Origin of the sequence: Frankia nepalensis (genome assembly GCF_016786325.1) — a bacterium.
Taxonomy (GTDB): domain Bacteria; phylum Actinomycetota; class Actinomycetes; order Frankiales; family Frankiaceae; genus Pseudofrankia; species Pseudofrankia nepalensis.
The window spans coordinates 1-23,751 of the sequence record NZ_JADWYU010000236.1 but is presented as its reverse complement, the minus strand read 5'-3'; the positions used below and the strand labels follow the sequence as shown (position 1 = coordinate 23,751).

Sequence of the window (23,751 nt, the reverse complement as noted above, 5' to 3'; positions counted from 1 at the left end):
GCGCGGATGTTCACCAGCGTCACGCCGGGCGCCACGCCCGCGAGGCCGAGGCCGTTGATCGGCGAGGCGATCGTGGAGGCCACGTGGGTGCCGTGGCCGTCGTCGTCGTGGTCGACCGGGTCGACGCAGGACGAGTACTCGCATGGCCCGTCCATCTCCTCGCCGGAGACCGGGTCGACGGGGATGTCGGTGACGAAATTGCGGGACAGCCCCTTGTTGAAGTTCGGCGCGATGTCGGGGTGGGAGCCGTCGATGCCGGTGTCGATGACGCCGACGAGCACCTTCTTGCTGCCGGGCTGCTGCCGGTAGGACTGGTCGGGTGTCGCGCCGATCATCCGCATGTCCCACTGGAGGTCGGCCAGCGGCTCGTCGCCCCGTGTCCGCGGGCCGCGCCGCGGCGCGGTGGCGCCGCCCGCCCGGGAGTCGGCCTTCTCCTTGGCGACCGCCGAGTCGCCGCCCGCGCCCGACGCCCCGGCGGTGCCGACCTCGGGGGCGTGGCCGATCGGGGTGTCGGCCGCCGCGCCGACCAGCCCCGGCTGCTTCGCGGCCTTCGCGAGGAACGCCGCGTCCGTCGACGTGACGGTCGCGACCCCGATCGCGGTGTTCTCCGCCTCGACCGTCGCGCCGAGCGCGGTCAGCGCCGCGCGGCCGGCCTCGGTGGAACCGGAGTAGACGACGACGTAGCTCGTGGCGGTGCCGGCGCCGGCGGTGCCGGGCAGGGCGACGGCCGCCGGGACCGCGAGCAGCGCGGCGGCTAGCCCCACCAGCCCTGCTCGCCTGCGCGGGGCTCGGGGTCGAGGAGGGGGAGGGGGAGGGGCGGCGGTGGTGCGGAGCGCACGGCGCATGTACTCACTCACCTCTGGGCCGTGGAAATGCGCGGATCCGGCGGATCCCGCTCGAAGCACCATAGTGGGCCTATCAAACGTTATCTAGCCCTTTGGGTACGAAAGACGGACTTTCCGCCGAGTATCGTCTCCATGGGTGTCGCCCTGTCCGCCGCGGCCGTCGGGTAACGCGGATGTTTCCGTTGTTTCGAGAGTTTCGCCTGGTTCGTGTCATCGGGACCGTCCGTCGGCGTCGCGGGTGGGCGGACGGGGGTGGGGCCGCCGGCGGCGAGGAGGAGCCCCGCCCGCCCGCGGGCCAGGCGGGCCCGTCGGAGACGGGCGCGGCGGGCGCCGCGATGACCACCGCGGTCACCGTCTGGCCAGGTCGCGGGGCCGGGCGCCGGCGCGCTCGACATCGTTTGGGTCTCTCCGTGACAACCCCCGCGACGGTGGAGGGCGGAGCGGGCGGCCTCGCGGACGGACCCGCGACCATGCGTGGTGACCACCCTGGTCCCGCTTCCGCCGGCAAGGTCATAAATGGGTAATAACGTACGATAGATGCTGGCACGACCATGATCGGGGGACCGTGACATCCTGTCCGGATTTGGCTGATTCGCCATCCCGTGCCGCCTGCCAACGAATCTGTATTTCTTGGACGGGAAACAACCATGATCACTGCTCAGGTGGCGCATGAGCACGTCAGCCACGACCCGGTCTTTGTGGCCGCGTCCATCGGGTTCGCGCTGGTCGGCTCGTTCGCCGCGCTGGTGAGCTCCATCCGGATCCCGAATGCCCGGGGCGCTGGCCGGCTCCGCTGGATCGCCGCGTCGGCGATCGCGCTCGGCGGCGGCGCCATCTGGTGCATGCACTTCATGGGGATGCTCGGATACCACGTGGCCAGCCGGCAGATCGAATATGACATCCCGCTGACCGCGCTTTCTCTGGTGCTGGCCATCGGTGTTTCCGCCCTGGGACTCGCCATTGTCGGCAAGAACCCGGGCAGCCCGGCGAGGCTGCTTTTCAGCGGCGTGCTCGCCGGTGCCGGGGTGGCCGCGATGCACTACACCGGAATGGCGGCGATGCGGGTGGGCAGCTCGGTCCACTACGACCCGGCCCTGGTCGGCGCGTCCATCGCGATCGCGGTGGTGGCCGCGACGGCGGCGCTGTGGATCGCCTTCCGGGTCCGCACCACCGCGCAGATCGCCGGGGCTTCGGTGATCATGGCCGTGGCGGTGTGCGGGATGCACTACACCGGGATGGCCGCCACCCAGGTGTCGCTGACGGAGAGACTGCTGCCGGTCAACGGCGCCGACCCGATCACGCTCACCTTCGGGGTGTGCCTGATCGCCTTCACCGTGCTCGCGCTCATCATCTTCGCCGCGTTCGGCGGCCTGTCCGACGAGACCGCCGTCACCAGGCATGACGCGCGGCCGGTGCCGACCGGCCGGCACTCCGGCTGACCAGTCCCGGGCAACCGCCGAGGGCCGGAAGCGCGCGCTTCCGGCCCTCGGGCCTTCCCAGCCCGCCGTCGTTCGCCGGGGGGTGCTTACTTGACGGCGAGCGGGGCCACGGGGCCACCCAGGCCGCCGACGAGCGGCTCCGGGGTGGCGTGCAGCAGGAACGTGTAGACGCCGTCGTCGGCGCAGTCGTCGGCGAGCGCCTCCAGGTCGAAGTTCTGGCCCTGGGTGAGGCCCATCTCGACCAGGTGCAGCAGGTGCACCGGCAGCGCCATGTCCTCCCGCTCGTAGGGGTAGACCTCGAAGACGACCGTGTCGGTCGCCGCCGCGGCGACGTCGTGCTCCCGCATCCACGCGACCGAGCGCATCGACAGGCCCGCTGCCGGGTAGAGGTAGCCGACCTTGTCGCCGGCGTGCAGCGCCCGCATCTGGCCCGTGCGGACCAGCACCAGGTCGCCCGGTGAGACCCTGACCCGGGCGAGCTCCGCCGCCGCGTCCAGGTCCTCGCCGGTGATCGCGTACCCGGGCTCGAGCCGGTCGAGGCCCCTGGCCCGGGCGACGTCGAGCAGGACGCCACGCCCGACGATCGCCCCGGCCTTGTCGATCCCGCACCGGGCGGCGCCCGCCTCGGTGACGCTCGCCGCCCCGAAGCCGTTGTAGATCCGGCCGTCGTAGGACGCGTGCGCGAGCGCGTCCCAGTGCGTCGCCGCCTGGACGCCCATCTCGAACCGGTCGTCGTTGAAGCAGACCTGGGACGGGTCGCCGGTCAGCGGCTCGTTCAGCGAGATCATGGTCCGGACCGGGTTGGTCCTGCCCGGGATGAAGCCCAGCTGGGGGCCGTCCTCGGACAGCGGTATCGCCAGCGTGAACCGCTTGCCGGTCCGCGCCTGCGCCACCCCGCGGCGCACCGCCTCATCGGTGAGCAGGTTGAGCGTGCCCCGCTCGTCGTCCGGCCCCCACCGCCCCCAGTTGTTGACCTTGCCGGCGAGCGCGTGGAACTCCTCGGGCAACGACACCATGACCTCCCTTGACCGACCTGCCCGCCGTCCGGTCCCCCCTGACCGTCCGCCGGCGCCGGCGCGCTACCCGAGCGTCGACCGGACGATCCACATCGCGAAGTACTGGGCGCCGCCGCCGTAGGCGTGGCCCAGCGCGGTGCGGGCGCCGTCGACCTGGTGCTCGCCGGCCCGGCCGCGGACCTGCAGCGCCGCCTCGGCGAAGCGCAGCATCCCGGAGGCGCCGATCGGGTTGGACGAGAGCACCCCGCCCGACGGGTTGACCGGGAACGAGCCGCCGATCTCGGTCTCCCCGCTCTCGACCAGCTTCCAGCCGTCGCCGGGGCCGGTGATGTCGTGGCCCTCCAGCCACATGGGCTCGTACCAGCTGAAGGGCACGTACAGCTCGGCCACGTCGATCTCGGCGAGCGGGTTGGTGATGCCGGCGGCCCGGTACAGGTCGTGCGCGCAGTCGACGCCTGCCTGAGGGCGCACCGGGTCGCGCCCCGGGAACGACGTCGGCTCGCTGCGCATCGCCGTGGCCGCCACCCACGCCGGCGGGTTCCCACGAGCCGCGGCGTCGCGCCCGCCGGCCTCGTCGGTCAGCACGACGGCGCACGCGCCGTCGGACGACGGGCACGACTCCAGGAAGTGCAGCGGGTCCCAGAGCATGAACGACTCCCGCACCTTCTCCACCGAGATGTCGGCGATCTTCAGGTGCGCGTAGGGGTTCTTCAGCGCGTTGAGCCGGTCCTTGACCGCGACCTGCCAGCCGATGTGCTCAGGCGCGCCGGACCGGCGGATGTAGGAGCGGATCCAGGGCGCGAAGATCCCCCCGGCGCCCATGCCGCCGGACTTCCCGCCCGCCAGCCCCCACTGCGCGTTGCCCTCGGACTGCTTCTCGAACGCGACCGCGAGCACCCGGCGGTGCCTTCGGGCGTGGATCAGGTGCGCGGCGACAATCCCGGTCGAACCGCCGACGCTGCCGGCGGTGTGCACCCGCATGATCGGCTTTCCGGCGGCGCCGAGCGCGTCGGCCAGGTAGAGCTCGGGCATCATGACGCCCTCGAACGCGTCCGGCGCGGTGCCGAGGACGACCGCGTCGATGTCCGGCCAGTCCAGGCCCGCGTCGGTGAGCGCCCGGCTGGCGGCCTCGCGCAGCAGCCCCGCCAGCGACACGTCGAGGCGCTTGCTCTTGTGATGCGTCTGCCCGACCCCGATGATCGCGCACGGCTCGCCGCTCATCGCGCCTCCTCCGTCGAGGCCTCGTCCAGGACGCAGACGAGGTTCTGCTGCAGGCACGGCCCGCTGGTCGCGTGCGCCAGCGTCCGGCGCGCGCCTCGTTCCCGGATCGCCCGGGCCGCCTCGACCACCCGGACCAGCCCGGTGGCCATCGTCGGGTTGGCGGCGAGCGCCCCACCGGACGGGTTGACCTCGCAGGTGTCCGGCAGGCCGAGCGCGCCACGCAGGATGATCTCCTCGTGGCTGTGGAGCGCGCTCAGCTCCGCCACCTCGACCGGCCCGCCGTCGGCGAGCCCCGCGGCCTCGCCGGCGCGCCGGGTGGAGACCGAGTCCGTCAGGTCGCGCATGCCCGGCTGGTGCGGCTCGACGAAGTGCTCCAGGCCGGTGATCCACACCGGGGTGATCCCCTGCTCGGCGGCCAGCCGGCGCGCGACCGTCGCCGTCGCCAGGACCACCGCGCACGCCCCGTCGGTCACCGGCGGCGTGTCGTGCGCGCGCAGCGGAGAGCGCACGTACTCGGCCGCCAGCAGCGCGTCGATCTCAGCGTCCAGGTCGCCGACGGCCGCGGCGCCGGCGGCGGCGACCGCGGGGACCGCGAGCGGGTTCGTGGCGGCGGCCCGACGGGCCCGGGCGGCGACGGCGGCCAGGTCCCGCTCGGTGGCCTTGCCGGCCTCCAGCAGGGCCCGGGCCTGCAACGCGGCCAGCGACAGCGGGTCAGTGCCCAGCGGCGCCAGGTAGTACGGGTCGGTCTGCAGGGTCAGCACCCGGGAGAGCTCGCCGGTCGAGGCCTTCCCCGAGCCGAACACCAGGGCGGTGCGCTCCTCGCCGATCAGCAGCCGCACCCACGCCTCGTGCAGCGCCCACGCGCCGTCCATCTCGACGTGCGACTCGCGGATCGGCGGCCAGGCGCCGACGGCGTCGAGGTTGGCCACGAAGGTGAACGTCCCGCCGGACAGGTAGTCGGAGCTGCCGGAACAGGTGAAGTCGATCTCCTTGCGCCCCAGCCCGGAGCTCGCCAGCGCGGCGGTGACGACGTCCAGGCAGAGCTGCACCTCGGTCTGCTCGGCGAACTCGCTCATCGGCGACACCGCGTAGCCGACGATCGCGACCGGCTCGCCGAAGGTCTTCCCGGGGGCGCCCGGCTCGTCGGCGCTCATCAGAAGACCCGGTCGATGTAGCGCTCGACGGGCAGGTCCGGCTCGCCGGTGGCCCGCCAGCCGGAGATCGCCCCGGTCGTCGACCCCCAGCCCCGGTTGCCGAACTCCTCGGCGTTGCGTTCGGACTCGGGCAGCCAGACCGCCTCGACCCGCATGCCCACCCGTACCTCCTCGTTGGGGATATCGACGACCGGTTGCAGTCCCATGAGCGCCTCGACGTCGTCGAGCAGCACCGAGACCCGCACGAACGGCTCGGTCTCCTTCTGGCCCGGGTACGGCACCGGGGTGACGATCGTGAAGTTGGTGATGACGCCGCGGTCGGGCAGCGCCAGGTCGTGGCCCTCGTCGAGCCGGATCCCGTCGATCGAGCAGAAGTCGCGCGGGGGAACGAAGACCTTCGCGCAGGTCGGGCACTTCTGACCGAGCAGCGTCCCGGCGAGCATCGAGCGCGCGTAGCGCGCGGTGGCCGGCGACACCGCCTCCTTGTAGGTCAGCGACGACCAGAACTCCATCGTCTGCACCGGCTCGGTCGACACCCCGGCCGCCGCGGCGCCGGCCGCGGCGGCCGCGGCGTCGACGACGTCCGGGTCGGTCGTCTCGGTGCCCTCCGGGACGAAGTAGGCGAGGTCGTCGGTGCGCCCCTTCGGTTGGGCGCGGAACCGGGCGGTCACCCGCAGGCCGGCGCGCAGCGCGTCCTCGCCGCCCGCGTCGACCGCGTGGACCATCGCGGTGTCCGCGCCGTCGAGCTGGATGAGCGCGAACGCGAACGGCCGGTCCAGCGGGTGGCGCGCGTCCGGCGCGGCGACCCACGTCCACGACCGGACGGTGCCCTCCGGCCCGACGTCGACCAGCTCGCCGTCGGTCGCCGCGCCCGTGTCCGGGTCGTACTCCAAGGGTGGGCACAGCACCCGGCCGCCGCCGCGCACGCCAGTACTGCGCACCCCAGTGATCTGGCCGCGCGCGAGCGCGGCGACGAAGCCGCCCACCACCGGCCCGAGGCTGCGGCGGTAGGGGAACTCGACGGTGTTGGTGGTGACGCTTGGCCCGTACTTGGTCTCAGCTGACACAGGCAAGGCTGCCTCCCGGCGGCGCGCCCGCGGCGGCGCGCGGGCGGCGCGCGGGCAGGGGCGACGAGAACGTTTCGGCGACGACGTCCAACGAGAACGCGTTCCTGTGTTCTACCGCACGACGAGAACCGGTTCTAGTCTTGCGGCGGTCGCCGCGACGGGCGGCTGGCATGGTGACGCACGCTGAGTCGCAGTTCTGGTCATGGTCCGCGGGCTCGGGACCAACATCACGCCAATCGGGCGCAGTGGCGCGTTCGCGGACGGATAGCCCGAAAACCTTGCTTGATCAATTGAGAACGTGTTCTATGTCCGGTGCGAGCTGTGGCGCGGGACACAGCGGCCGTCGGACGGCCGCTCGCCCGCGCGAGAAGTCGGGGCGGGCACGGAGCGGGACGGGAGGTCGGCGCGTGCACGAGTTCCTGGTCTTCACGATCAGTGGCCTGACCACCGCGGGGATCTACGCGATCAGCGCGTCCGGGCTGACGCTCACCTACGTCACGACCGGCGTGTTCAACATCGCCCACGGCGCGACCGGAATGCTCGCCGCCTTCACCTACTGGCAGCTGGCGGTCGCCTGGGGCTGGCCGGTGCCGCTCGCGCTGCTGTTCTGCGTCCTGGTCGCCGCCCCGCTGTTCGGCCTGCTGCTCGAACGGGTCGTCATGCGCCGGCTCGCCGGCGCCCCCGAGTCGACCCGGCTGGTCGTCACCGTCGCGGTGCTCGTCGTGCTCGTCTCGGCCGCCCAGTGGCTCTGGGACCCGAGCACCTTCCGGCGCACCCAGGGCCTGTTCGCCGGCAGGGGCTTCGAGGCTGGCGGCATCCTGGTGCCCTACAACGACGTGGTCGTGCTCGGCGTCGCCGCCGCCGTCGCCGGCGGACTGTGGCTGCTGCTGCACGTCAGCCGCGCCGGCGTCGCGATGCGCGCCCGGGTCGACGACCCGTCGCTGGCGATCCTCAACGGCGCCCGGCCGGCCACCTCGGCGCGCCTGGCCTGGATGATCGGCACCTCGCTCGCCGCGCTCGCCGGGATCCTGATCGCCCCGAAACTCACCATGTCGGCGATCCCGCTGACGCTGCTCATCGTCAACGCCTACGCCGCCGCCGTCATCGGCAGGCTGCGCAGCCTGCCCATGACGTTCGCCGGCGCGCTCGTCGTCGGCCTCGCCGCCGACTACGCGATCGGCTACGTCCCGAAGATCTCCTATGGCCAGCAGTACCTGCGCGGCGTGCTGCCGGTCATCCCGGTGCTCGTGCTGCTTGTCGCGCTGCTGGTGCTGCGCGCCTCCCGGCTGCGCGGCAAGCCGGCGCTGGCCATCCGTGAGATCACCCCGACGCCGACCTGGGCCGGAACCGGCGTCTTCGCCGCCGCCGTGGCGTTCGGCGCGGTGATCGCCGCGACGACCCTGGCGAAGGCCGACCTGTACTCCTCCACCGCGCTGTGGGGGCTCGCGATCGTCGGGCTGTCGATGGTGCCGCTCGTCGGCTACGCCGGGCGGATCTCGCTGTGCCAGCTCAGCTTCGCCGGCATCGGCGCGGCCGTCGTGTCGCACGCCGGCGGCGGGAGCAACCCGGCCGCGCTGCTGGCGGCCGCGGCGGTGGCCGCCATCGTCGGCGCCGTCGTGTCGCTGCCGGCACTCCGGCTGTCCGGCATCTACCTGGCGTTGCTCACCGGCGCCTTCGCCGTCGCCCTGGACAACTGGATCTTCCAGCTGCCGGCGTTCACCGTCCTCGGCGACCAGTTCGCGCTGTTCACCAACGGCACGCTCAGCGTCGAACGGTTCGCCGTCGGGCCGCTCGACACCACCTCGGACCGGGCGTTCTTCCTCACCGGCGCCGCGCTGTTCCTCGCCGCCGTGGCCGTCGTCGTCGCGGTGCGCCGCGGCGAGCTCGGCCAGCGGCTCATCGCGGTCAAGGAGAGCCCGGCCGCCGCGGCCACCCTCGGGATGAACGTGCGGCTCACGACGCTCGCGGTGTTCACCCTGTCCGCCGCGCTCGCCGGACTCGGCGGCGGCGTCTACGCGTCCGCCGTGCGCTCGACCACGCCGGACGCGTTCAGCTTCTTCACCGGCCTCACCCTGCTGCTCATCGTCGTCGTCGCGGGCGTCAGCTCCATCGGCAGCGGCCTGGCCGCCGGCCTGCTGCTCGGCACCGCCGCGGTCGGCAGCGCCACGGGCGACGACTCCGCGCGGGTGACCGCGACCGTCGTCGGCCTCGCCGCGCTCGCGCTGGCCGCCAACCCCAACGGCCTGATCCCGTCCGTGCTGCGGCCCGCCTACGAGCCGGTGCGCCGCTCGCCCGCGGTGCTCGCCGGTTCCGTCGGCGCCATCACCGCGCTGTGGGTGCTCACGCTGGTCGACGCCGTGGCGCCGAACGTGCTGCCGCTCGGCGTCCTGCTCGTGGCGGTCGCCGCGCCGCTCGTCGCCCGGCCGCTGGCCGGCCGCGCCGCCGCCACGGCGGGCACTGAGCCGGCCGGACGGGACGAGGGCCTGTCGGGCCCGCTGGAATGGTTGGGCTTCGACGCCCCGGTCGGCCGCGCGGACCTCGACGCCATCGACGCCCGGCTCGCTCTGGACACCGCGCGGCTCGACACCGGCCCGCACCTGGCCTCAGGCAAAACCGTGGGGGAGGCCCGCGTTGGCGCTGCTTGAGATCCGTGACGTCACCGTCCGCTACGGCGGGCACGTGGCGCTGCGGGAGGTCACCCTCGGCGTCGAGGCCGGCCGGGTCACCGGGCTGATCGGCCCGAACGGCGCCGGCAAGACCACGCTGTTCAACGTCCTCACCGGCCTGCTCACCCCCGGCGCCGGGCGGGTGCTGCTCGACGGCGAGGACGTCACCCGGCTCGCCCCCTACCGGCGGGCCCGGCGCGGGATGGCCAGGACCTTCCAGATCCTGGAGCTGTTCGGCCAGCTCACCGCGCTGGAGAACGTCGCGCTCGCCACCCGGCTGCGCCGCCGGACCGCGGCCGGCGAGCGGCCCGACCCGGGCGCCCTGCTGGAGCGGGTGGGGCTTTCGGCGTTCGCCGACCGGCGGGCCGACACGCTGCCCACCGGGCTCGGCCGCCGCCTCGAGCTCGCCAGGGCGCTCGCCGTGCGCCCCCGGGTGCTGCTGCTCGACGAGCCAGCGTCCGGTCAGGACCCCGACGAGACCGCCGCCTTCGCCGACCTGCTCGGCGAGCTCGCCGACGAGGGCCTGGCGATCCTGCTCGTCGAGCACGACATGACCCTGGTCATGCGGGTCTGCGCCCACCTGTACGTGCTTGACTTCGGCACCCTGATGGCCGAGGGCGACCCGGCGAGCGTGCGCGCCGACCCGAGGGTCCGCGAGGCCTACCTCGGCACCAGTACCGGCACCGACCCTGGTACCGGCACCGCCGGCGCCGGGACGCTGGCGCGATGACGCCGCTCGTCGAGCTGCGCGGCGTGCGTGCCCGCCACGGCCGGGTCGAGGTGCTGCACGGCGTCGACCTCGCCGTCGACGCCGGCCAGGTCCTCGCCGTCCTCGGCCCGAACGGCGCGGGCAAGACCACCCTGCTGCGGGTGCTCGCCGGCCTGCACCCGCCGAGCGGCGGCGAGGTGCTGCTCGGCGGCCGGCGGGCGAACGGCGCCGATCCGGTGGACCTGGCCCGCCGCGGCCTGTGCCTGATCCCGGAGGGGCGGGGCGTCTTCCCGAGCCTCACGGTCCGGGAGAACCTGTGGATGACGACCCACCGCCCCGCCGGGCTGTCGCGGGCCGAGGTCGAGGAGCGGGCCGTCGCCCGGTTCCCGAGGCTCGGCCAGCGGTTGCGCCAGCCCGCCGGGACGATGAGCGGCGGCGAGCAGCAGATGCTCGCGCTCGCCCGCGCGCTCGTCTGCGAGCCGGCGGTGCTGCTGCTCGACGAGCTGTCCATGGGCCTCGCGCCCTTGGTCGTGGCCGAGCTGTACGCCTCCGTGCGGGCGATCGCCGCCGACGACGTGACCATCGTCGTCGTCGAGCAGTTCGCCGCCGCCGTGCTGGAAGTGGCCGACACCGCCGCCGTGCTGGTCGAGGGGCGGGTCGCGGCCGCCGGCCCCCCGGCCGACATCGCCGGCCAGCTCTCCGGCGCCTACCTGGGCGGCGCGCCGCCCGCGGACCACCGGCCGGCCGGGACCACCTGACGCCAGCAGGCCACGTGACGACGAGGTGAGAGCGTGACGATCGAGACCAGCAACCCGGCCGCGGCCCCGGAGGAGGCCCCCACCCGGGCCGACGCGTTTCGCGCCGAGATGGGCGCCTTACGTATCCGCGATCCCCGTGCCCGCCTCGACGACGCCCTGCTGCGCCTCGGCGCCGTGCTGCTCGTAGCCGGACCCGTGCTCGGGATCATCGCCTACCTGATCTCGCACTCGACCACGAACGAGTACCAGCAGCGCGACGCCATCGTCCTCGCGCTGGTCGGAGTCGCGGTCGGCCTCGTCGGCGCGGCGCTGTTCGTGCGCTACTCGATGGCCGCGTTCCTGCGCTTCTGGCTCGCCCGCCTCCTGTTCGACCGCCAGAACCCGCCCGCCTGAACCCACCCTTCCGAACAGGGGCCCGCATGCGGATCGCCTACACGCCGGAACAGGAGAAGCTGCGCGCCGACCTGCGCGCGTACTACGAACGGCTGCTCACCCCCGACGTCCGGGCGGCGCTGGCCGCCGACTCGACCGGCCCGGCGATGCGCCGGGTCGTGCGCCAGATGGGCGCCGACGGCTGGCTCGGGATCGGCTGGCCCACCGAGTACGGCGGGCAGGGCCGCGGCCACGTCGAGCAGTTCATCTTCTTCGACGAGTCGCTGCGCGCCGGCGCGCCCGTGCCGATGCTGACCATCAACACCGTCGGGCCGACGATCCGCCAGTTCGGTACCGACGAGCAGAAGGAACGCTTCCTGCCCGCGATCGTGCGCGGCGAGACGCACTTCTGCATCGGCTACAGCGAGCCGGAGGCGGGCACCGACCTCGCCGCCCTGCGGACCACCGCCGTCCGCGACGGCGACCGCTACGTCGTCAACGGCTCCAAGCTGTGGACCAGCTACGGCCCGACCGCCGACTACTGCTGGCTCGCCGTGCGCACCGACCCGGCCGCCCCGCGCCACCGCGGCATCTCGATCCTCATCGTCCCGATGGACACGCCCGGCATCACGGTCACCCCGCTGCGCCTCATCGGCGACCACGAGATCGCCTCGGTGCACTACGACGACGTCGCCGTGCCCGTCGCGAACCTCGTCGGCGCCGAGAACCGCGGCTGGAGCCTGATCACCAACCAGCTCAACCACGAGCGGGTCACCCTCGCCAGCCCCGGCATGGTCGACCGGGCGCTGCACGAGGTCATCGCCTGGGCGAAGCGCGCCCGGCTGCCCGACGGGCGCCGCCGCATCGACGAGGAATGGGTCCAGATCCACCTCGCCCGGGCGTACGCGGGATTCTCCACGCTGCGGCTGCTCAACTGGAAGGTCGCCGCCGACGCGGAGCGCGGCGTGCTCGACGTCGCCGACGCCAGCAGCGTCAAGGTCTTCGGCACCGAGCTCTACCTGGACGCGCTCAACCTGCTCTTCGAGGTCGTCGGCGAGGCCGGCTACCTCGCCGGCGACGCCGAGGGCGCCGCGATCGCCGGCCGGCTGGAGTCGCTCTACCGAGGCCTGGTGATCCTCACCTTCGGTGGCGGGGTCAACGAGCTGCAGCGCGACCTCATCGCGGTCTTCGGCCTCGGCATGCCGATGAGCAGGCGCTGACCCGGAAGAGCAGAGCCGACCCGGAAAGACCAGAAAGGCAGGACGCCGATGGACTTCACGCTGGCCGAGGAGGAGGCCGCCGTCGACGAGCTCGCCCGCGCGGTGCTCACCGAGGCGTCCACCCAGGAGCGGCTCGCCGCGCTCGAGGAAGCCGACGAGCCGTACGACCGCGAGCTGTGGGCGACCCTGGCCGCGACCGGTCTGCTCGGCGTCGTCGTGCCCGCCGAGCTCGGCGGCGCCGGGCTCGCGGACGGGGGCCTGCTCGCCCTCGGCGCGCTGCTCGAGCACGCCGGGCGGACCGCGGCCCGCGTCCCGCTGCTGCCCACCCTCGCCTACGGTGCCCTCCCGCTGGCCCGCTTCGGCGCCGGCGGCACCTTGGCCGGTGCCGTGTCCGGCGACACCGTGGCCGACGGCTGGCTGCGCCGGGTCGCCGCCGGCGAGGCGATCCTCACCGGCGCCTTCGCCGAGCCGCTGACGGACCCACCGGCGCCGACGACCACGGCCCGTCCCGTCCCGGCGCCCCAGGAGGGCGACGACGGCTACCGCGCGGGCGGCGCCGGCTGGCTCATCGACGGGGGGAAGGCCTTCGTGCCGGCCGGCACGATCGCCGACGCGGCCCTGGTCTCGGCGATCGTCATCGAGTCGACGGGCCGGCGCGTCGGCGTCGGCGTGTTCGTCGTCGACACCGACGCCCCCGGGGTCACCGTGACCGCGCAGCCGACCCTGACGGGCGTCCCGGTCGCCCGCCTGGAGCTGTCCGGCGTCCGCGTCGCGCCCGACGCCCTGCTGGGCCCGGCCGACGGCTCCGTGCTCGCCTGGACCCTGGAACGCGCCACGGCCGCGAGCTGCGCCATGATGGCGGGCCTCGCTGACGCCGCGGTGCGGCTTTCGGCCACCTACACCACGACCCGCCACCAGTTCGGCCACCCGCTCGCCGACTTCCAGGCCGTCCGCCAGCGCGTCGCCGACGCCTTCGTCGACAGCCGCGCGATCAAACTGACCGCGAGCGAGGCCCTGTGGCGGCTCGCGAACGGCCTGCCCGCCGAACGGGAGGTCGCCGTAGCCAAGGCGATCGCCGCCGAGGCCGGGACCCGCGTCGTGCGCGGGGCCACCCACGTGCACGGCGGCACCGGCGTCGACCGGGCCTACCCCCTGCACCGCCACTACCTGGCCGCCCGCCAGCTGGAGCTCACCCTCGGCTCCGCCACTCCGCAGCTGCGCGCCCTGGGCCGCCTGCTGGCCGCCGCCGACGCCTGACGTCAGCTCGGCTGGAGGTCGCGGCGGCGCAGGCCCACCAGCCCGGCGGCCGTCAGCGCGACGGCGACCGCCGGCAGCGCCACCAGGGGCGTCGGCGTGCTCTCGCCGCCGGGCAGCCGCGGCAGGTGGGTGTAGGGCGAGAGATCCATGATCCACTGACTGAGTCGCAGGGTCGGCCCGAGCTGGCCGATCAGCAGGCAGGCGACGAGGGCGACCCACACGGCCAGGAAGCCGCGCGGCGCGAGGCCGACCGCCGCGGTCGCGAGCCCCGCGAACACCCACACCCCGGCCAGCAGCACCAGCGCCGCGGCGAGCAGCCGGCCGGTCTGGCCGGCGACGTCGCCGGTGCGCAGGCCGTGCGTGATCCCGGTCGCGAGCCCGACGGCCATCAGCGGCAGCGCCGGACCGGCGAACGCGAACCACAGGTGGCTGGCCGCGAACCGGGTCCTGCCAGTCGCGGTCGCCAGCAGCGGCTCGGCCCGCCCGGCGACCTCCTCGGCGCGGATCCGCCACACCGCCGCCACCGCGTAGCCGGCGGCCGCGAGCCCGAACAGGTTGAACATCGCGACCAGGTAGGCGTCGACGAGCTGTGTACCGCCGCCAAACCGGGCGAGCATGTCCCGGACCGCCGGGTTGTCGGACACCAGGTCGGCGACGCTGTGCGCCACGGCGCCCAGCGCGGCGCCCGCGACCGCGTACCCGGCGGTCCAGGTCGCCAGGCCGCCCCGGTGCAGCCGGGCCCCGAGCGCGCTGACGCTCGCCAGCCGGGGGCTCGCGCGCTCCCGGCCGAGCCGCGCGGCCAGCACCCCCGACCCGACGTCGCGCCGGACGAGCAGGACGAACGCGACGGCCAGCAGCGCGCCGGCGGCGGCGAACAGCAGGCCGAACAGCCACCACCGGACATGGACGAACGCCCCGGTGCGCTGCGCCCAGCCGATCGGCGACGCCCACGACAGCCCCGCGCCGGTGGGGTTCGACGCGTCGCCGATCGCGCGCAGCAGGAAGGCGAGCCCGAGTAGCAGGGTCGCCATCGCCTTCGCGGCCCGGGCGCTCGTGAACAGCTGCGCGGTCACCGCCGCCACCGCCGCGAAGAACAGCCCCCCGGCCCCGACCGCCGCGCCGAAGACCAGCGAGCCGCCGGCCGGCAGGCCGCTGGCGACCAGGGTGGCGGCCAGCGCCAGCGCGAGCGCGGCGTTCGCGCCGGCGGTGACCAGCAGCGCGGCCGCGGGCGGCGCGAGGCGCCCGACCGGCGTGGACCGGACCAGGTCCAGCCGGCCGGTCTCCTCCTCGACGCGGGTGTGCCGGACCAGCGTGAAGATGCTCATCAGGCCGGCGAGCACGACGCACAGCGCGCCGATCCGCCAGGCCAGCAGCCCGCCGGCCCGCTCGAGCCCGACCGCCGGGCCGGTCAGCGCGAGCACCGCCGGCGTGAGCCGGGCCCTCTCCGCGAACTGGGCCCGGTCGGCCTCGAGCGGGTAGTACTCGTCCAGCGCCGCCGCGACGCCGGCGGCCAGCACGACGAACGTCAGCAGCCACAACGCCAGCGCCAGCCGGTCGAGGCGCAGCGCGAGCCGCAGCAGCCGCCCGGTGCCCGCGAACGGCCGCGACCCGCCCGACGCCCGGCCCGTCACCGTCAACGCGCCGGCGCGGGCCGCGCCTGGCCGTTCGGGCTGGCGTCATAGTGCCGAAGGAAGAGCTCCTCCAGCGTGGGCGGCCGGGTGGTGAGCGCCCGCACGTCCAGGTCGGCGAGTGCCCGCAGCAGCCCGGCGAGGCCCGGCTGGTCCACCTCACAGGTCAGCAGCACGCCGTCGGCCCCGTCCGGCGACGGCTCGACCGCCAGGTCGTGGACACCGGGAGGCGGCGTGAACCGAGCACCCGGCGGCCCCGCGAGCTCCGCGGCGACCACGGTACGGCGCAGGTGGCGCAGGTCGCGCAGGGTGCCGGACTCGACCGCCACTCCCGACCTGATGATCGTCACCCGGTCGCAGAGCGCCTCCACCTCGCTCAGCACATGGCTGGACAGCAGCACGGTGCGCCCCGCGAGCGCCACCTCGCGGACGCAGTCGCGAAACACCGAGTCCATCAGCGGGTCCAGCCCGGCCGTCGGCTCGTCGAGGACGAGCAGCTCGGCGTCCGCGGCGAGCGCGGCGACCAGCGCGACCTTCTGCCGGTTGCCCTTCGAGTAGGTGCCGGCGCGCCTGCGCGGGTCGAGCGCGAACCGCTCCAGCAGCTCGTCGCGGCGGCGGCGGTCGAGGCCGCCGCGCAGCCGGGACAGCAGGTCGATCACCTCGCCGCCGGACAGCGTCGGCCAGAGCACGACGTCGCCGGGCACGTAGGCCAGCCGGCGGTGCAGCGCGACCGCGTCGCGCCAGGGGTCGCCGCCGAGCAGCCGGGCCTCGCCGCCGTCGGCGCGCAGCAGCCCGAGCAGGATCCGGATCGCGGTCGACTTGCCGGCTCCGTTCGGCCCGAGGAACCCGTGCACCTCCCCGGTGGCCACCGTGAGGTCCAGCCCGTCGAGCGCGACCGTCTGCCCGAACGACTTGCGCAACCCGCGCAGCGCGATCGCGTCCGGCATGCCAGCAAGCTACCGCCGCGCTCGCGCCACCGCCCGGAGTTCGCGGGCAGCGTGTGTGAGAGTAAGGACATGGTGGCGATGAGCGCGGGGGAGTGGCGGGAGTTCCTGCTGGAAGGGACGCGGACCGGCAAGCTCGGGACGGTGCGGGCGGACGGGCGGCCGCACGTGGCGCCGGTCTGGTTCGTGCTCGACGGTGACGACATCCTGTTCAACACCGGGGCGAACACGGTCAAGGGGCGCAACCTGCGCCGTGACGGCCGGGTCAGCTTCTGCGTCGAGGACGACACGCCGCCCTACGCTTTCGTGATCATCAACGGCACGGTGGCCATCTCCGACTACCTGCCGGACGTGCGCCGCTGGGCGACCGCGATCGGCGGCCGTTACATGGGCGTGCACCGCGCCGAGGAGTTCGGCCGCCGCAACGGCGTGCCGGGCGAGCTGCTCGTCCGGCTCACCCCGACCAGCGTCGTCGCCGAGCACGCCATCGCGGACTGACCGCCCCGCCCCGCGCCTGCCCGCCCGCGCCTGCCCGCCCGCGCCCGCCGGTCAGGCCCGCAGGTAGCGCAGGACGGCGAGCACGCGGCGGTTGTCGTCCGGCGACGCGGGCAGGCCCAGCTTGGCGAAGATGTTCGCCACGTGCTTCTCCACCGCGCCCTCGCCGATCACCAGCGCCGCCGCGATTGCCGCGTTGGACCGCCCCTCGGCCATCAGCGCGAGCACCTGGTGCTCGCGGGCGGTCAGCGTCGCCCCCAGTGCCCGGCCGCGCCGGCTGACTCCGACCAGCTGGCGCACCACCTCCGGGTCCAGGGCCGTGCCGCCGGCCGCCAGCCGCCGCAGCGCGTCCACGAACTCGCTCGTGTCGGCCACCCGGTCCTTGAGCAGGTAGCCGACGCCGCTCGAGCCGGCGGCCAGCAGCCGGGTGGCGTAGCGGGTCTCGATGTACTGGGAGAAGACCAGGACCGGCAGCTCCCGGTGGGCCTCGCGCAGGGCGACGGCGGCGCGCAGCCCCTCGTCGGTGAACGACGGCGGGAGGCGGACGTCGACGACGACCACGTCCGGACCGTGCTCGCCGACCGCGCGGACGAGGGCCTCGGCGTCGCCGACCGCCGCGACGACCTCGTGCCCGCGGTCGGCGAGCAGCCGGGCCAGCCCCTCTCGGAAGATCGCCGCGTCCTCGGCGAGCACGATCCGCAGGCGCGTCGCGGTGGCGTCGTCAGGCATGGAGGGGTCGTCAGGCATGAAGGGGGTCAGGCATGGAGCGGGAGGTGGACGGTGACCTCGGTGGGTCCGCCGGGCGGGCTGGTCAGCTCGAGGCGGCCGTCCACGGCGCGGGCCCGTTCGGCGAGCCCGGACAGTCCGCTGCCGCCGCCGAGCCGGGCCGACCCGACGCCGTCGTCGTGGACCCGCAGCACCAGCCGGCCGCCCCGGCTGCTGACCGACACCGCGGCGTGCGCCGCCCGGCTGTGCCGGGCGACGTTGGCCAGCAGTTCGGCGGCACTGAAGTAGGCGATGGTCTCGATCGCCCGGCTCGGTCGGTCCGGCAGGTCGGACTCGAACACGGCCGGGACGGCGCTGCGGGCGACGAGGGTCGCCAACGCCGCATCGAGCCCCACGTCGAGGGCGGGCGGGTGGATTCCGCGCGCGATGTCCCGCACCTCCTCCAGTGCCTCCTTCGCCTGCCGATGCGCCGTGTCGACGAGAGCCAGCGCCCCCGGCGGGTCGAAGGGCACGCCGGGCCGGTGCTCCAGCTTCTCCTTGGCCTGGCCCAGTGTCATCGCGAGGGTGGCCAGCCGCGCCTGCGTGCCGTCGTGCAGGTCCCGCTCGATGCGGCGCAGCGTGCTCGCCGCGTCGTCGACGACCTGGGCACGCGCCGTCTCCAGCAGGCGTACCCGGCTGGCGGTCGTCGGCCCGAGCAGCCCCCGGATCGTCGCCAGGTCCGCCCAGGTCAGCGCGCGTACCACCCATGGCACGGCCAGCAGCGCCAGCAGGCCGCCGAGTGAGACCACCAGCGCCGCCGGCCAGCTGTCCAGACAGTGCTCGCCGACCCGCATCGCCAGGCGATGGTCGAGCGGCCCGGCCGGCGGCGAGCCGGCCCGAAAGATCCAGGAGTCCAGGTGCAGGAGTGTGTGGTCGGCGGCCTGGCCCGGTTCCGACAGACTCCACCACACCGGGTAGGTCAGGCACAGCAGGCCCTGCACCCAGCACGCGGCGACGAGGTAGCAGCCGAGGACGGCGAGCGGCAGCTTCAGCGCCAGGTAGGCCCGGGCCCGCCAGCTGGCCGCGTCGGCGAGCGCGGACTGCAGCCAGCCGAACAGGCCCCGCCCCGGCTGGAACGGGGCCGGCGGCGCCACCCGCTCGCCGAGCAGCGCGCCCGCGAGCCGCCGGTGGCCCGTGCCGAGGGCGCGCACCGCCCGGCCGCTGGCCGCCAGCAGCGGAAGCCCGAGGAACGTCACCGACAGCGCGGCCCCGAGTAGCAGCGACACCGCCGCGAACAGGAACTCCACGACGGCCAGCGGCAGAGAGATCACCACGTAGGCGGTCCCCGCCCAGGTTCGCCGGCTGACCGTGGCGCGCCCGGCCGCGCCGGCCGCGCGCCGGGCGGTCCCCAGGAGCCGCCGCGCCCCGGCGGGCAGCCGCCTCACGCCGGACGCCGGGCCAGCAGCCACCCTCCGGCGCCGAGCAGCACGGCCGCGTACAGGCACAGCATGCCCAGCCCGGCCCACGGCCCCAGCGCCGGCGGTACCGGCCGCGTCACGGTCAGCGAGTCGCCCACGATGGCCACCGGCACGTACCCGACGAACGGACGGACGGCCGCGCCGACGAACTGCGCCACCACGTACACCCCGCCCACCATGGCGGCGACCGCCGCGCCGGTGTGCCGCAGGACCGCGCCGAGACCGAGGCCCATCAGGCCGATCAGGCAGTACCCGCTGCCGGCCAGCAGCACGGCGCGCAACACCGCCGGGTCGGCGAGGCTCGGCGCCGGGATCCGGGCCGGCAGGGCGGTGACGCCGGCGGTGAACGCGACGAACGCGGCCAGTTCCCCGGCGACCAGCGCCGCCCCGCCCAGGACGGTGGCCTTCGCCGCGAGCAGCAGCGGCCGGCGCGGCACCGCGGCCAGCGTCGACCGGATCAGGCCCGAGGTGTACTCGCTGGTCATCGTCAGCACGCCAAGCACACCGGTGACCAGCAGACCCGGCGCGACGCCCGCCAGCAGGTTGTTCGTCACGTCGCCAGCCTGGTCCCGGCTGCCCCTGGCGACGGCGACGGCGACGGTGACCGCGCCGATGACGGTCAGCGCGAGCACCCACCAGGTGGACCGCAGGCTGGCCAGCTTGACCCACTCCATCCCGACGGCCTGGCGGAAACCATGCCGCGCCTGGGGCACGCCGGTGCCGGCGACGTTCCTGGAAGCCGTCATCGTCCCCGCGCCTCCTGCTGCCCGGTTGCCGGCAGGTCCGCTCCCCGGAACCGGGCCGCGCCGGAGGTGAGCGCGAAGAACGCGTCCTCCAACGAGGACGACCGCGTGGTCAGCTCCGCCACCGAGGTGTCGGCCAGCAGCCGGCCACCCCCGATCACGACCAGTCGGTCGGCGGTCCGCGCCAGCTCGCCGATCAGGTGGCTGGACAGCAGCACCGTGCGCCCCTGCGCGGCGAGCCCGCGTAGCAGCCCACGGATCCAGTGGATGCCCTGCGGGTCCAGCCCGTTGACCGGCTCGTCGAGCAGGAGCACCGCCGGGTCGCCCAGCAGCGCCGTCGCGAGGCCCAGCCGCTGCGCCATCCCCAGGGAGAACCCGCCCGCGCGCCGGCCCGCCACCTCGGCGAGGCCCACCAGCTCGAGCACCTCGTCGACCCGCCGGCGCGGGACGCCGCCCGCGGCGGCGAAGGCGGTCAGGTGGGCGCGGGCCGAGCGGCCGGGATGGAAGGCCCGCGCCTCCAGCAGCGCGCCGACCTCGCGTAGCGGCCACGGCAGGTCCGCGTAGCGGCGGCCCGCGATCAGCGCGTCACCGCCGTCGGGCCGCTCAAGCCCGAGCAGCACCCGCATCGTGGTGGACTTGCCCGACCCGTTGGGGCCGAGGAATCCGGTCACCACCCCTGGTCGCGCCTCGAACGACAGCCGGTCGACCGCGAGCGTCGCGCCGTACCGCCTGGTCAGGTGCCGAACCTCGATCACCCGGCCCCCTTCGCCTCGGTGGCGCCGCGTATCGGCGCCCGTCCCGGCCAACGCTAGGAACCGTCCCTCCTGAGTGGAATCCGGCTACCCGCCGAGCCCAGGCGCGGGGGATAACCCCCTGACGCGCCGCGGCTGGCCGCCATCCCGGCATGGAACATGCGCGAAGTGCTGATCCAGGTGGTGCTTGGCTCGGAGACCGGGCCGCGACTGGGTAGCAGGTCCAGAGCGCCGGGATCCCGGGGATCAACGCGGGATCCCTGAGGCCACAACCAGGCAAGCGCATGGCCAGCGCCCCCGATCAACGTGCACGGCGGTGATCAACCCTCACGTTGTCGTCTCGCGGCGGCGCGAACCGATCAGGCCCGCGATCGGCCGAGATCGAGACGCAACGGTTGGAAGGACCGGCTGTAGCGGAATGAGGCTTCGAGGGAGCCGTCAGGCCTCGCCCACGGGGACGCCGTCCGCGGTGGGCTCGGCGCGCGGCCCTGGCGCCCGGCCGGCGAGGATCGCGAGAGCGGAAGCGAGAACGACCAGGACGGCGTAGCCGACGGTGATGTTCACGAGGCTGACGTGACCGGCGAGCCGGCTGGTGACGAGGCCGGGAACGGCCGCGCCGCAGTAGGAGATAAGGAAGACGGCGGACAGCGCGCCGGCGCGGTCGTCCGCCCCTGTCCTGGCCAGCAGGCCGCGCATGCCACCCGCCGACGCGACGCCCTGCCCAACGCCCGCGACGAAGCTCGCGACCAGGAAGGGCACGATCGCGCCGGCGCGCACGGCGAGCGTCACCACGACGGCGCAGGTCGCGAAGACGCCGAGCCCGAGCCGGACCGCCGTGGCCGGCCCGAGCTGACCGGTCAGCGCGCCGCCGACGGGGGAGAGCACCGACAGCGACGCGAAGACCAGCGCGACGACGAAGGTGTTGTCGGTGCCGAGCCGGTCCGCGGTCAGCCCGGGCGCGAACGCCTGGAAAAAGCCGCCCAGAGACCAGGTCGCGACCGCCACCAGGCCGGCGACGAACAGCGGCCGGCCGGCGCCGGCGGGCACGCGGACCTGTGGCCGCAGCCCCCGCGCCGCGGCCCGCGGGTCGCGCTCGACGGTCTCCGGACAGGCCAGCAGCAGCGCGACCCCCAGGGCGAGGGCACAGATCATGATCGTGTAGGTGAGCTGTCGGGGCGCCGGGCCGTACTCGACGATCGCGCCCGACAGCAGCGCGCCGAGCGGGACCGCCAGCGGCGGGACGATGCTGGTGATCAGCGCGGCCAGCCAGCGAGGCGCCTCGGGCGCGGTCTCGATGACGTAGGAGCCCAGCGCGCTGGACGCGACGCCGCAGGCGACGCCCTGCAGGACCCGGCCGGTGATCAGCGTCGGCAGCGTCGTGACGTGCATGAGCGCCAGCCCGCCGGCGATCGAGCTCAGCAGGGCGGCGATGCCCACCGGGCGTCGGCCGAGGTGGTTGGACAGCCGGCCGAGCAGGAGCAGGGAGAGAGCCGTCATCGCGAAGTAGATGACGGTCGTGAGCGCCAGGCCCGAGTTCGAGATGCCCTCCTCGAGCCGGTAGGTGCTGTACAGCGGGATCGGCGTGCCCGACGCCAGGAAGGTCAGGACCAGCGTCGCCGCGGCCACCACGAACGCGGCCGAGCGAGGAAGCCGACGTCGTCCGTACCGGGACCAAGCTGCCATGAACCCCATCTGACCAGCCCAGATGCCCCGCGGTTCGGTTCAGCCAGCCCAGGTAACCCAGAACACCTCCGCCAGAACACCTCCACCCGACGTGGAGAGCCGGCCCGCGACGGCTCGCCACGGCGCCGGTCGCGCCCACCAGGCCTGGCCACCGACGGTGACATGCTGTGACATCGGGAGTGGCGTACGGAGTCGCCGGCGGCGACGGCCGTGGCCACAACGGGATCGCCTCGGCCAACCATCCGTCAGTGGTTTGCGGGGGCGAGAGGCCACTGGTGCTCGACATGTCGCTGTCAGTCGATATGTTGCTGTCCGTCGATGTTGTCCGCTTACCAACCGCGCGGGTGGGGATGCTGCCTCCGGCGTGTTGGGGCCGGTCCGTCGCTCCTCGGGAAGGTGTGATGTCGGGAAGGTCTGTCCTCGTCGGAGCGGCGCCACCGCCGCGCCGGCCGCTTGGGCGCGAAGATCCCAGTCTCGTCCCACATCCACCTATTCGCTACGATCACCCAGTTTGGCGGGTCTGGACCGCGTCCCGAACGGAACGCGTCGCCGGCCCTACCTGTGAGCGAACCCGAGGCGGCGTGTCCGCCATGATCAGGGAGGAGCCACCGCATGCCGACCATTGCTGGTCGCAACCCCTCGCCCTTCGACCTTGGAATCCTCGGGGGTGGTCTCCTGGTCTTCATCGCCTCCTTCCTGCCCTGGTGGGAGATCAAGGAGGAGGGCGGCGATGACCCGATTGGCTGGAACATCGGCTTCGAGGCCTACTTCCCGATCTTCCTCTGCCTCGGGGTCGCGGCGATCGTCGCCGCCGAGACGTTCACTCAGTGGCGCGTCCCTGACTTCGGCCGGATCAAGCCCGCGCTCGTGAACCTCGCGGCCAGCGGACTGGCCGTGGTCGTGATCCTCATTGGCTGGATCGCCCAGCCGCCGTCCACGGCCAAGGCGTACAGCGTCGACGAGCTCGTGGACGAGTTCGGCGCCGACGTGGGCGTGTCCTATGGCCTGTTCATCGCCCTCGTCGGCGCTCTCGTCGTGACGGCCGGCTCGTTCATGCGGTTCCAGGCGGCCTCGGCCAGTGGCCGGCCCGCGCCGGGCGGCTGGCCCCAGTCCGCGCCCCCGCCGAGCTATCCGCAGCCCACTCCGCCCCCCACCGGCTACCCGCAGGCCCCGACCGGCGGCTACCCGCAGGGTGCTCCGGCCGGTTACCCGCAGCCCACTCCGCCCCCTGGCTACCCGCAGGGCACTCCGCCGCCTGGCTACCCGCAGGGCACTCCGCCGCCTGGCTACCCGCAGGGTCCGGCCGGCGGGTACCCGCAGGGCGGGCAGCAGCCCGGCTACCCGCAGCCCCCGGCTGGCGGCTACCAGCAGGGCGCGTCGGACGCGACGGTGAACTGGGGCCCGCCCCAGAACTCGCCGCAGTACGGCGGTGGCGGCTACCCGCAGTCTCCTGCCTGACCGGTCCCGACGCGGCGGCCGAGCGGACGTGTCCCCGCGGGCCCCCCCCCGAGCGCGCCGGGACCCCCTGCCGCGGATGCGGCCCGTCGGCGATCGGGCGGGTCCGGGAACCGAGCCGGGAGGCGCGGGATCCGCGTCGGC

The 23,751-nt window shown here is 74.4% G+C and carries 21 protein-coding genes; 9 read left to right on the top strand and 12 right to left on the bottom strand.

The features are described 5' to 3' along the window. A partial coding sequence (locus I6A81_RS36995; RefSeq protein ID WP_307875163.1) for a S8 family serine peptidase occupies nucleotides 1–764 on the bottom strand: 764 nt, incomplete at its 3' end. A 728-nt stretch (nucleotides 765–1,492) separates the two neighbouring features. Here I6A81_RS36995 and I6A81_RS36990 point away from each other — a divergent pair. Then, nucleotides 1,493–2,284, top strand: a complete 792-nt coding sequence (locus I6A81_RS36990) for an MHYT domain-containing protein (protein ID WP_203005226.1) — start codon at nucleotides 1,493–1,495, stop codon at nucleotides 2,282–2,284. 86 nt (nucleotides 2,285–2,370) lie between these two features. Here the strand turns inward: I6A81_RS36990 and I6A81_RS36985 are convergent, their stop codons facing one another. The 4 genes from I6A81_RS36985 to I6A81_RS36970 all read right to left on the bottom strand — a co-directional run bounded on the left by I6A81_RS36985 (nucleotide 2,371) and on the right by I6A81_RS36970 (nucleotide 6,742). Beyond that, nucleotides 2,371–3,297 (bottom strand): cyclase family protein, encoded by a 927-nt coding sequence (locus I6A81_RS36985; protein ID WP_203005230.1) that lies wholly within the window; start codon nucleotides 3,295–3,297, stop codon nucleotides 2,371–2,373. A 66-nt stretch (nucleotides 3,298–3,363) separates the two neighbouring features. Then, the gene (locus tag I6A81_RS36980) at nucleotides 3,364–4,521 is read right to left on the bottom strand and encodes a thiolase domain-containing protein (protein ID WP_203005225.1); all 1,158 of its coding nucleotides are present in this window, start codon (nucleotides 4,519–4,521) and stop codon (nucleotides 3,364–3,366) included. Beyond that, entirely contained in the window at nucleotides 4,518–5,675 is a 1,158-nt protein-coding gene (locus I6A81_RS36975; protein ID WP_203005224.1) for a lipid-transfer protein, read from the bottom strand. Before I6A81_RS36975 ends, I6A81_RS36980 begins: the two co-directional genes overlap by 4 nt. Then, entirely contained in the window at nucleotides 5,675–6,742 is a 1,068-nt protein-coding gene (locus I6A81_RS36970) for a Zn-ribbon domain-containing OB-fold protein (RefSeq protein WP_203010447.1), read from the bottom strand. Before I6A81_RS36970 ends, I6A81_RS36975 begins: the two co-directional genes overlap by 1 nt. A gap of 407 nt (nucleotides 6,743–7,149) precedes the next feature. Between I6A81_RS36970 and I6A81_RS36965 the strand changes: the two genes are divergently transcribed. The 6 genes from I6A81_RS36965 to I6A81_RS36940 are packed head-to-tail and all read left to right on the top strand — an operon-like array spanning nucleotide 7,150 to nucleotide 13,724. Further along, nucleotides 7,150–9,387, top strand: coding sequence for a branched-chain amino acid ABC transporter permease (locus tag I6A81_RS36965; RefSeq protein WP_203005223.1), 2,238 nt, complete (start codon nucleotides 7,150–7,152; stop codon nucleotides 9,385–9,387). Then, on the top strand, nucleotides 9,374–10,138 hold the full coding sequence (locus tag I6A81_RS36960) for an ABC transporter ATP-binding protein (RefSeq protein ID WP_203005222.1): 765 nt from the start codon (nucleotides 9,374–9,376) through the stop codon (nucleotides 10,136–10,138). The genes I6A81_RS36965 and I6A81_RS36960 overlap by 14 nt, the downstream gene beginning before the upstream one ends. Then, nucleotides 10,135–10,875: an ABC transporter ATP-binding protein gene (locus tag I6A81_RS36955; RefSeq protein WP_203005221.1), complete on the top strand. Its 741-nt coding sequence runs from the start codon at nucleotides 10,135–10,137 to the stop codon at nucleotides 10,873–10,875. Before I6A81_RS36960 ends, I6A81_RS36955 begins: the two co-directional genes overlap by 4 nt. 33 nt (nucleotides 10,876–10,908) lie before the next feature. Continuing rightward, nucleotides 10,909–11,268 carry a hypothetical protein gene (locus tag I6A81_RS36950; protein ID WP_238429812.1) on the top strand — a complete coding sequence of 120 codons (360 nt, stop codon included), beginning with the start codon at nucleotides 10,909–10,911 and terminating at the stop codon, nucleotides 11,266–11,268. A gap of 26 nt (nucleotides 11,269–11,294) precedes the next feature. Continuing rightward, nucleotides 11,295–12,467, top strand: a complete 1,173-nt coding sequence (locus I6A81_RS36945; RefSeq protein WP_203005220.1) for an acyl-CoA dehydrogenase family protein — start codon at nucleotides 11,295–11,297, stop codon at nucleotides 12,465–12,467. A gap of 48 nt (nucleotides 12,468–12,515) precedes the next feature. Next, nucleotides 12,516–13,724: an acyl-CoA dehydrogenase family protein gene (locus I6A81_RS36940; protein WP_203005219.1), complete on the top strand. Its 1,209-nt coding sequence runs from the start codon at nucleotides 12,516–12,518 to the stop codon at nucleotides 13,722–13,724. 2 nt (nucleotides 13,725–13,726) lie between these two features. Here I6A81_RS36940 and I6A81_RS36935 read toward each other — a convergent pair whose 3' ends face one another. Beyond that, on the bottom strand, nucleotides 13,727–15,355 hold the full coding sequence (locus I6A81_RS36935; protein WP_203005218.1) for an ABC transporter permease: 1,629 nt from the start codon (nucleotides 15,353–15,355) through the stop codon (nucleotides 13,727–13,729). Nucleotides 15,356–15,357: 2 nt separating this feature from the next. Then, on the bottom strand, nucleotides 15,358–16,299 hold the full coding sequence (locus tag I6A81_RS36930) for an ABC transporter ATP-binding protein (protein ID WP_203005217.1): 942 nt from the start codon (nucleotides 16,297–16,299) through the stop codon (nucleotides 15,358–15,360). Nucleotides 16,300–16,368: 69 nt separating this feature from the next. Here I6A81_RS36930 and I6A81_RS36925 point away from each other — a divergent pair, with 69 nt between their 5' ends. Beyond that, a complete protein-coding gene (locus I6A81_RS36925) occupies nucleotides 16,369–16,794 on the top strand; it encodes a PPOX class F420-dependent oxidoreductase (protein WP_203005216.1) in 426 nt (141 codons plus the stop codon). A 51-nt stretch (nucleotides 16,795–16,845) separates the two neighbouring features. On the opposite strand, the gene I6A81_RS36920 is transcribed toward I6A81_RS36925, so the two are convergent. From I6A81_RS36920 to I6A81_RS36900, 5 genes are all read right to left on the bottom strand, one after another. After that, a complete protein-coding gene (locus I6A81_RS36920) occupies nucleotides 16,846–17,520 on the bottom strand; it encodes a response regulator transcription factor (protein ID WP_407661440.1) in 675 nt (224 codons plus the stop codon). Nucleotides 17,521–17,546: 26 nt separating this feature from the next. Further along, nucleotides 17,547–18,830 (bottom strand): sensor histidine kinase, encoded by a 1,284-nt coding sequence (locus I6A81_RS36915; RefSeq protein ID WP_307875162.1) that lies wholly within the window; start codon nucleotides 18,828–18,830, stop codon nucleotides 17,547–17,549. A 107-nt stretch (nucleotides 18,831–18,937) separates the two neighbouring features. Next, the gene (locus I6A81_RS36910; protein ID WP_203005214.1) at nucleotides 18,938–19,720 is read right to left on the bottom strand and encodes a hypothetical protein; all 783 of its coding nucleotides are present in this window, start codon (nucleotides 19,718–19,720) and stop codon (nucleotides 18,938–18,940) included. After that, nucleotides 19,717–20,472 carry an ABC transporter ATP-binding protein gene (locus tag I6A81_RS36905; RefSeq protein WP_203005213.1) on the bottom strand — a complete coding sequence of 252 codons (756 nt, stop codon included), beginning with the start codon at nucleotides 20,470–20,472 and terminating at the stop codon, nucleotides 19,717–19,719. Before I6A81_RS36905 ends, I6A81_RS36910 begins: the two co-directional genes overlap by 4 nt. Before the next feature lie 435 nt (nucleotides 20,473–20,907). Further along, nucleotides 20,908–22,152: an MFS transporter gene (locus I6A81_RS36900; protein ID WP_238429810.1), complete on the bottom strand. Its 1,245-nt coding sequence runs from the start codon at nucleotides 22,150–22,152 to the stop codon at nucleotides 20,908–20,910. A 612-nt stretch (nucleotides 22,153–22,764) separates the two neighbouring features. Here I6A81_RS36900 and I6A81_RS36895 point away from each other — a divergent pair. Further along, the gene (locus I6A81_RS36895; RefSeq protein ID WP_203005212.1) at nucleotides 22,765–23,610 is read left to right on the top strand and encodes a hypothetical protein; all 846 of its coding nucleotides are present in this window, start codon (nucleotides 22,765–22,767) and stop codon (nucleotides 23,608–23,610) included. The last annotated feature ends 141 nt before the right edge of the window (nucleotides 23,611–23,751 follow it).

Bases quoted from the DNA above. Each gene is read 5' to 3' on its own strand.
- I6A81_RS36990 (WP_203005226.1), top strand. From the start codon at position 1,493: ATGATCACTGCTCAGGTGGCGCATGAGCACGTCAGCCACGACCCGGTC.
- I6A81_RS36980 (WP_203005225.1), bottom strand. From the start codon at position 4,521: ATGAGCGGCGAGCCGTGCGCGATCATCGGGGTCGGGCAGACGCATCAC.
- I6A81_RS36975 (WP_203005224.1), bottom strand. From the start codon at position 5,675: ATGAGCGCCGACGAGCCGGGCGCCCCCGGGAAGACCTTCGGCGAGCCG.
- I6A81_RS36955 (WP_203005221.1), top strand. From the start codon at position 10,135: ATGACGCCGCTCGTCGAGCTGCGCGGCGTGCGTGCCCGCCACGGCCGG.
- I6A81_RS36945 (WP_203005220.1), top strand. From the start codon at position 11,295: ATGCGGATCGCCTACACGCCGGAACAGGAGAAGCTGCGCGCCGACCTG.
- I6A81_RS36940 (WP_203005219.1), top strand. From the start codon at position 12,516: ATGGACTTCACGCTGGCCGAGGAGGAGGCCGCCGTCGACGAGCTCGCC.
- I6A81_RS36930 (WP_203005217.1), bottom strand. From the start codon at position 16,299: ATGCCGGACGCGATCGCGCTGCGCGGGTTGCGCAAGTCGTTCGGGCAG.
- I6A81_RS36925 (WP_203005216.1), top strand. From the start codon at position 16,369: ATGGTGGCGATGAGCGCGGGGGAGTGGCGGGAGTTCCTGCTGGAAGGG.
- I6A81_RS36920 (WP_407661440.1), bottom strand. From the start codon at position 17,520: ATGCCTGACGACGCCACCGCGACGCGCCTGCGGATCGTGCTCGCCGAG.
- I6A81_RS36910 (WP_203005214.1), bottom strand. From the start codon at position 19,720: ATGACGGCTTCCAGGAACGTCGCCGGCACCGGCGTGCCCCAGGCGCGG.
- I6A81_RS36900 (WP_238429810.1), bottom strand. From the start codon at position 22,152: ATGGCAGCTTGGTCCCGGTACGGACGACGTCGGCTTCCTCGCTCGGCC.
- I6A81_RS36895 (WP_203005212.1), top strand. From the start codon at position 22,765: ATGCCGACCATTGCTGGTCGCAACCCCTCGCCCTTCGACCTTGGAATC.